This window comes from Nostoc sp. 2RC, from assembly GCF_014222165.1.
Lineage (GTDB): Bacteria > Cyanobacteriota > Cyanobacteriia > Cyanobacteriales > Nostocaceae > Nostoc > Nostoc linckia.
On sequence record NZ_JACKZU010000387.1, the window covers coordinates 1 to 7,659 of the forward strand.

6 protein-coding genes are annotated in these 7,659 nt (G+C 39.9%); 4 read left to right on the top strand and 2 right to left on the bottom strand.

Going from position 1 to position 7,659, the window contains the following annotated elements:
- Positions 1 to 64: 64 nt before the first annotated feature.
- Positions 65 to 595 (bottom strand): response regulator, encoded by a 531-nt coding sequence (locus GNE10_RS29375; RefSeq protein ID WP_311774877.1) that lies wholly within the window; start codon positions 593 to 595, stop codon positions 65 to 67.
- A 526-nt stretch (positions 596 to 1,121) separates the two neighbouring features.
- Between GNE10_RS29375 and GNE10_RS29380 the strand changes: the two genes are divergently transcribed.
- The 3 genes from GNE10_RS29380 to GNE10_RS29390 all read left to right on the top strand — a co-directional run bounded on the left by GNE10_RS29380 (position 1,122) and on the right by GNE10_RS29390 (position 6,022).
- Positions 1,122 to 3,416, top strand: a complete 2,295-nt coding sequence (locus GNE10_RS29380) for an ATP-binding protein (RefSeq protein WP_185569231.1) — start codon at positions 1,122 to 1,124, stop codon at positions 3,414 to 3,416.
- A 52-nt stretch (positions 3,417 to 3,468) separates the two neighbouring features.
- On the top strand, positions 3,469 to 3,936 hold the full coding sequence (locus GNE10_RS29385; RefSeq protein ID WP_185569233.1) for a response regulator: 468 nt from the start codon (positions 3,469 to 3,471) through the stop codon (positions 3,934 to 3,936).
- Between the two features lie 355 nt (positions 3,937 to 4,291).
- Entirely contained in the window at positions 4,292 to 6,022 is a 1,731-nt protein-coding gene (locus GNE10_RS29390; protein ID WP_185569234.1) for an ATP-binding protein, read from the top strand.
- A 38-nt stretch (positions 6,023 to 6,060) separates the two neighbouring features.
- Here GNE10_RS29390 and GNE10_RS29395 read toward each other — a convergent pair whose 3' ends face one another.
- Complete coding sequence (locus GNE10_RS29395) at positions 6,061 to 6,525, bottom strand: hypothetical protein (protein WP_185569235.1); 465 nt, start codon at positions 6,523 to 6,525, stop codon at positions 6,061 to 6,063.
- Between the two features lie 190 nt (positions 6,526 to 6,715).
- Between GNE10_RS29395 and truB the strand changes: the two genes are divergently transcribed.
- Complete coding sequence (gene truB, locus GNE10_RS29400; protein WP_185569236.1) at positions 6,716 to 7,600, top strand: tRNA pseudouridine(55) synthase TruB; 885 nt, start codon at positions 6,716 to 6,718, stop codon at positions 7,598 to 7,600.
- The last annotated feature ends 59 nt before the right edge of the window (positions 7,601 to 7,659 follow it).

Sequence of the window (7,659 nt, forward strand, 5' to 3'; positions counted from 1 at the left end):
TCCCCACACTCCCCACACCTTTTTTCGCTCACCCGTCCCCAGCCAACACTACCCTAATGACAAATTACCTTTCTGCTAAACAAGAGTAATCGCCAAATAACGAAAAATCTCTGCTACAAGAACGTCGCAGCAGTTTTGCAACTTCTACAATCAATTGTGTAGGATTTGAAGGCTTTTTGATATAACTTTGAAATCCACATGCAAGAGCTTGTTTATAAGCTTTATTTTCACCTCCATCGCTAAAGGCGATCGCTGGAATTTCCCTCATTTTTTCTGAGGCAAGAGTCCGGATTTTTTGGATCAACAGATATCCAGAATTACCTGGCAAATCGATGTCGCTAATTAAAAGATCCACTGTTACTTTTTTAACGATTTCAAATGCTTCCATAGCACATGATGTAGTAATCACACTGATTCCATAAATTTTTAGAATACAGGTAATAAAAGTAATAATATCTTCATTGTCATCTACTAAAAGTATTGTCCTTCCTTGAAAAATTCCTGTATTTTTTATATCATTTTGATGATGAAAATTATCTAATTTTATGCTGACTCTCTCTTCAAGAGGATGTGAGTCATCAAAACTTTTTGACACGATGTATTGGCCTCCTAAGTTGCCGAATCAATTAGGGAGGAAGTCCTACTGGTAGCTAGCTGCTAACTAGCTGCCTAGTGGGCATCATTAGTGTTATGAACTTGATTAAATCAAGTTTTATTGTCACTAGTCTTATTTCCTTAGATATATAAAATTTATTTGTTTGTTAAATTTTTGTCTTTATTTTTACCGATAGCCATCTTCTCATTATTTAAGTAATTATCGTCAAATAGGTTCTATTTATGACTAAAAGCTTCTAAGTATTTATCAGATTTTATATTTTGGACTCAAAGCATTAGTTACAAACCTGTTGTTGATTGCGATCGGCATCAATCTACGGCAATTCCAAACAAAGCCATCGCCATACAGGTAATTGTAAAGTCTAATGGCTATTCACCCCTACCATGTACTCTATTTAGTGAAAAACGCCATAGTACGATCGCCTCCACACTTATCGGCATATACTTTAAAGAAATGTGACATTTAATTGCGCTATTGTAAAAATCAGCTTTACATCAGTTGATTTATGAGCCAGCCTGAAGAGACCAATGCCCAAGCTAACGCTCTGACTAACCACGATTCCAAACCCATTCACCTACCTGGCTCTATTCAACCTCATGGCGTACTGTTAGCACTGAATACTCAGCTAGAGATAGTGCAAGTCAGTGACAATACCCCAGAATATTTGGGTAAAGAGCCAGAAAATTTGCTCAATCAACCCCTGAACTGTTTGTTTGACAGTAAAAAAGTGGAACTTGTTGAGCAGTGCTTGGGGAAAAAAATTGGTATTTCTAATGGATTTAGAGTATTAATAAACACTGATAATGGCCAACGGTATTTTGATGCCATCGTTCATCGCACACAAGAAGCTGTCATTGTGGAGCTAGAACCCACTGACTCGGAATCGGAGGTCAGTTTCTTGGGCTTTCATGAATTGGTGGGTGAAGCCATAGCCAAAATGCAAAGCACATCAAATTTAATCGAATTTTTGCACATCGCAGCAGAGAAACTCCAAGAAATTATTGGTTTTCACCGTGTGATGGTGTATCAATTTGACGAATCCGGAGCCGGTTCTGTAGTTGTAGAAGTCAAAGGAGAAGATTTATCACCTTATTTAGGACTCCACTACCCTGCTACAGATATCCCAGCCCAAGCTAGGGAGTTATACACGCGCTCTTTGCTACGATTTATTCCTGATTTGACTGTGGAAGCTGTCAAGCTAGTTCCCGGCCAAAATCTTGACTTAAGCTACAGTGTGTTGAGGAGTTTTGATTCCTGTTGTATTGAATATCATCAAAACATGGGAGTCACGTCACTTTTAGTAATTTCACTGATTCAAGAGCAAAAACTTTGGGGATTAATATCTTGCCATCATCAAACACCAAAGTATCTCTCTTATGAAGTGCGGAAGATGTGCGAATTTTTGGGACAAATTGTTTCTTCAGAATTAGCGCACAAAATTAGTCATTCGGAATGGGACTATGAAGTCAAGCTCAAATCGCTACAGTCTGAGTTTCTCAAGTCCATTTCCCAAGCCGACAATTTTATTGATGCTCTCATCAAACCGGAAATCCGTTTGTTAGATCTTGTTAGCGCCTCAGGAGCAGCAATTTGTTTGGATAATGAAGTTACCCTCGTGGGAGCAACACCGAATATTGACCAGGTGCGGGCGCTGATTGAATGGGCGGATACCCAAGTTCATGACAATTTGTTTTCCACTGATTCTTTGCCAAAGCTTTACCCAGAAGCGTTGATATTTAAAGATACTGCTAGCGGCTTGTTGCTACTGCGGATTTCTCAAGTCCGACGCTATTACATCCTTTGGTTTCGCCCTGAAGTTATCCAAACAGTAAACTGGGCAGGTAATCCCAACGAATCCATTCAAGCCCAAGCAGATGGTAGCCTGACCTTATCTGTGCGAAAATCTTTTGCAGCTTGGCAAGAAACAGTGAGATTAACTTCTCTACCTTGGAGACCATGCGAACTTGACAGTGCTTTGAGTCTGAGAAATGCCATCGTCGGTATTGTACTCTCCAAGGCCGATGAGTTAGCCAAAATTAATTTAGAGTTAGAACGCAGCAATCAAGAGCTAGCCTCCTTTGCTTATGCTGCTTCCCATGACCTCAAGGAACCTCTGCGGGGTATTTATAACTTTTCCACGGTACTGTTAGAAGACTATGACGAAATATTAGATGATGATGGTGTTGAGTGCTTGCAGACAGTAGTCTCCTTATCTGTACGCATGGAAACGCTGATTAATGCTCTACTGCGACTTTCCCAGTTAGGACAAGCACAACTGCGAGAACAAGCCACCGACCTCAACGAATTGGTGGCTCAAGTAATTGAAGTCTTTCGGGCTAGTCAGCACAACTCTGGACTGATGGATATTCGCATTCCTCGGCCTTTACCCATAGTGGAGTGCGATCGCGTTCTCGTCAACGAAGTCTTCAGTAACTTAATTGGTAACGCCTTCAAATACAACGATAAAGCTGAAAAATGGGTTGAGATTGGCTACTTCTCTGGAGATAGGGAGCAAGGGAGATGGGGAGGTGGGGAGCCTCTGCCCTTGGAGCCTCTTGTGCCCATACCCCATGCCCCATGCCCTATTTTTTATGTCCGCGATAACGGTATTGGGATTCCCCAACATCATCTAGAAACCATCTTTCGATTATTTAAGCGGCTGCATTCCCAGGAAAAATACGGCGGAGGTGCAGGTGCAGGACTAGCTATTGTTAAGAAAATTGTTGAGCTGCACAACGGTCAAATTTGGGTCGAATCTGCTGTAGGCATTGGCTCGATATTTTATTTTACGCTCGAATAGTTTAAGATAGTCACCAAATATATATTTTTGTTAAGTTGTTTTAAGACCACGAATGACAAAAAAACTTCATGAACCTCTGCTTGTTGTTGAGGACAGCAATGAAGATTTTCGGATGCTACAACGTCTGATGAGGCGCATGTCCGTCCAGAACCCCATACATCGTTGTACCAATGGGGATGAGGTTATAGAGTTCCTCTATCAACAGAAGAGCGATACTTACCTCCAAGGCGAAGAATCATGCAACTCACAACTAGCATTACGACCTTCTGTAATCTTGCTCGATCTCAATTTACCAGGCATAGATGGCCGCGACATCTTAGCCCGCCTCAAGCAAGACAATACTTTTAAGGAAATCCCCGTCGTAGTTTTTACTACGTCATCCAACCCCAAAGATATTGAACTGTGCTACCAAAAAGGCGCAAATGGATATCTAGTAAAGCCGATGGATGCTCAAGAACTAAAAAAGACGATTCAGGCTTTTGTAGACTACTGGCTGGAAGCCAATACACCGCCTGCGTAGGCTTAATTTGTTTATTTTCCAGATGATGAAGCAGTAAAGACCAAGGCATAACAAAAAAGACTACTTACAGGGCACAGAGACATTCTCATCTTTGAGTCACAGTGTTTGCTGTCTGGAAAATGAGGAGTGACAGGAGGATAGGAGGTTATAGAATTTTTTTCTGTATGACTGCCTGAGATTGATGTTCTCCATTTTCCTGTTTTTGTTGCTGCCTTCTAGGATTTGCGATCGCTTTAGTATTTCTAAATAATTTAGCTTTTATTTATATTTATTTTATATTATTTTTAGAATTATGCAATAAAAACACAATCTGGATAAAAGGGATCTATCTAGCTCCCCGATCCTCATACTTAATATGTTGGACACATGGACGCTACTCATCATCGATGATTGTGCAGCAGATCGAAAAATCTATCGTCGATATCTTTTGAAAGATCTGCACCAGTCATACCAGATTTTGGAGGCTGACTGTGCAGAAGAAGGACTTGCTTTGTGCAAAAAAATACATTGCGATATCATTCTGCTGGATTATTGCCTACCTGACAAAAGTGGGTTAGAACTTTTCGATCAGATGCAGCAGGAGATATTTAATACTTCTGTACCTGTGATTATGTTGACAGGACGGGGTGATGAAGAGGTTGCAGTTCAGGCAATGAAACGAGGTGCGCTGGATTATTTGGTCAAGCAACACCTGACACAAGATGTACTGCAACTAGCAGTCCGTAACGCCATCAAGCAATCGTACTTGCAAGCCCAACTCAGTAAAACCCGCGAACGTCAACGTTTAATTGCTACAACTGCTTTGAGAATCCGCCAGTCTCTTAACCTAGAGCAAATTTTAAATACGGCTGTAGTAGAGGTGCAGCAACTTTTGAAATGCGATGGCGTGATGGTATATCAGTTCGCCACAGATAAAGAGGGTGAAATAGTCGCCTCCTCTGTTGACTCATACCGCACTATAGCCCTGTGCAAGGGTCGCGTCGGCAATCAGAATCAAGAGGAGACAAAGACGCGGGGACACCGGGATATGGAAAATTCCTTCCCCGCCTCATCGCGTCACCCCATCACCGCCTCTTCCTCTCTTACCGCATCTAATTCCCAATCCCCTCATATTTATGAACTTGGCTTGTGTAATCGTTTGAGTTTGAAAGAGAAATTTAACACTGAATCAAATTTGGTGGTTCCGATTAATCTCAGCAACAATGGAAATCCAACTCCCAAGCTTTGGGGTTTGTTGATTGCTCACCATAATTCCTATGAACGACAGTGGCAAGCTGATGATGCTCAGATGTTAAATGAAGTATCGGTGCAACTAGCTATTGCTATCCAACAAGCGGAATTGCTAGCCCAAACTCAAGCAGCCCTGGCAAAAGAAAAACAACTCAATGTATTTAAATCGCAAATTATTGGCACAGTTTCCCATGAATATCGAACTCCCTTAACTTCAATTTTGGCTGCGGCATCGACATTAGTAAAATATAGCGAGCAACTCGATGAAGCTAAACAGCAGAAATTTTTGGGAATTATTGAACAAAAAGCAAGGTACATGTCCAAACTTGTGGACAATATGCTTTTAGTTAATCAATTTGAACAGGAAAAACCCAAGCCCAAGCCGATACAGCTCGATTTGTTCCAATTTTTTTCTGATTTAATAGAACAAGAGCGAGAAACAGCAGGAGAGCGCCACGAATTGATTTTTAAAATCACTGGAAATTATCATGGTTTTTGTGGCGATCGCGGGCTTTTACAACAAATATTTACTAACTTAATATCCAATGCAATTAAATATTCTCCAAATGGAGGTACTGTAGAGTTTAATCTCATTGGTAAAGAATCGCAAATTATTTTTTATGTCCAAGATTGGGGAATTGGTATTCCGATGGCAGATCGAGAAAATTTATTTCAATCTTTTAGTCGGGGAAGTAACGTTGATACAATTCCTGGCACTGGTTTAGGATTGGCCATCGCCAAAACTTGTGTAGAATTACATGGCGGTAATATCACTTTATCCAGTGAAGTAGGACGAGGAACTAAAGTTACAGTTACTTTACCGAAGGTTTTATCAATAAATCAACTTTCGCCCTAGTGAAAAATTCATAATTAATAAGTTTATTGCAATGATTTCTAATCTCGAATTTCGATTTTAGTAATCAGCCATTCTTTAATTGTTTTTCCACAAGGTTCAGCGCTTTGACAATCATTGACATCCTCTAGTTCATAAAATAAATTGACATTTTTATTCACATATTTATCCGGCTCGCAAACATCGAATATCGCACCAACCCCTTCATATAATTTCCCATTGCCATCGACAACAGAAACATAGCACTTTAAATCCCCATTTTGCATATCTTTAATAGTGCCAAAAGAAGGATTTTCATTTTTAATAGATGGTTGCTGAGATATATTTGAATCTTTAGTGGGTTGGGAACTGTTCTGTGGATTTTCTTTAATTACTGAATTCGATGGAGAATTATTTGGGTTGGCTGTGACAGAATTTTCTGGAGAACTAATGTTATTAGATTCACTACAACCACCAATGAAAATAGAACAAATCAGGAATGTAAGGGTAAAAATTATTTTTTTCATATTATTCATATTCACAAAACTGCGATTTTCTTGAATTATGAGAAAGCATCATTCAAAAGTAAAACAGAATTGATACCAGGCTTGGAAGCTAATCTAGTGTACTTCATCAATTGGAAATCTGCTGTATAATAAAAAATTATATTAATGTTTTAAGCATTTATAAACTTGAAAAAATAGAACTATTGATTTTGTGTTATCTCAAGGTTTTCTCAACTTAAACAAACCATTTGACTGGACTTCCCACGACTGTGTAGCGCGGGTGCGGAAATTGTTGCGCCTCAAACGCGTGGGACATGCAGGAACTCTAGATCCAGCAGCTACCGGAGTGTTACCCATCGCCTTTGGTAAAGCCACCAGATTATTACAATATTTACCAGGAAACAAAGCTTACAAAGCAACAATTCGCCTGGGTGTGCGTACCACAACTGATGATTTACAAGGTGAAATTATTAATTCTCAAGCTTGTGGAGAATTGAATTTAGCACAAGTAAAAACTGCACTATTAAAATTTCAAGGCAAAATTGAACAAATCCCACCTAGTTATAGTGCAATTCAAGTGGATGGAAAACGTCTCTACGATTTAGCGCGTCAAGGTAAAACGGTGGAAGTTCCAGTGCGGACAGTGGAGATTTTTCACATAGAAATTTTGGATTGGCGTCAAGGAGATTTTCCAGAATTAGATGTGGCCATCGCCTGTGGAAGTGGTACATATATTAGAGCGATCGCTCGTGATTTGGGTGAAATTTTAGAAACTGGTGGTACGCTTGCTGCTTTAACTCGTAGCGAAAGCAGTGGTTTTTATTTAACAGATAGTCTCACCTTCACAGATTTAGAAACACAACTACAAACTGGAACATTTCAACCCATTTATCCAGATGCGCCATTACAACATTTGCCATCTGTGACTTTACCACTAACATCTGCTCGCAAATGGTGTCAAGGTCAGCGAATATCTTTAACTTTCGATGTTTCTGGAATAGTGCGAGTTTATGATGAAGATACTCGCTTTATAGGCATTGGAGAATTACAAAACCAAGCGTTGATCCCTCAAATGGTTTTTGAACCGATTTCTTAAATTGAAAAAATCTAATATTTAACGCAGCCGTCATAAAGGGGGAAGGGGAAGGGGGAAAG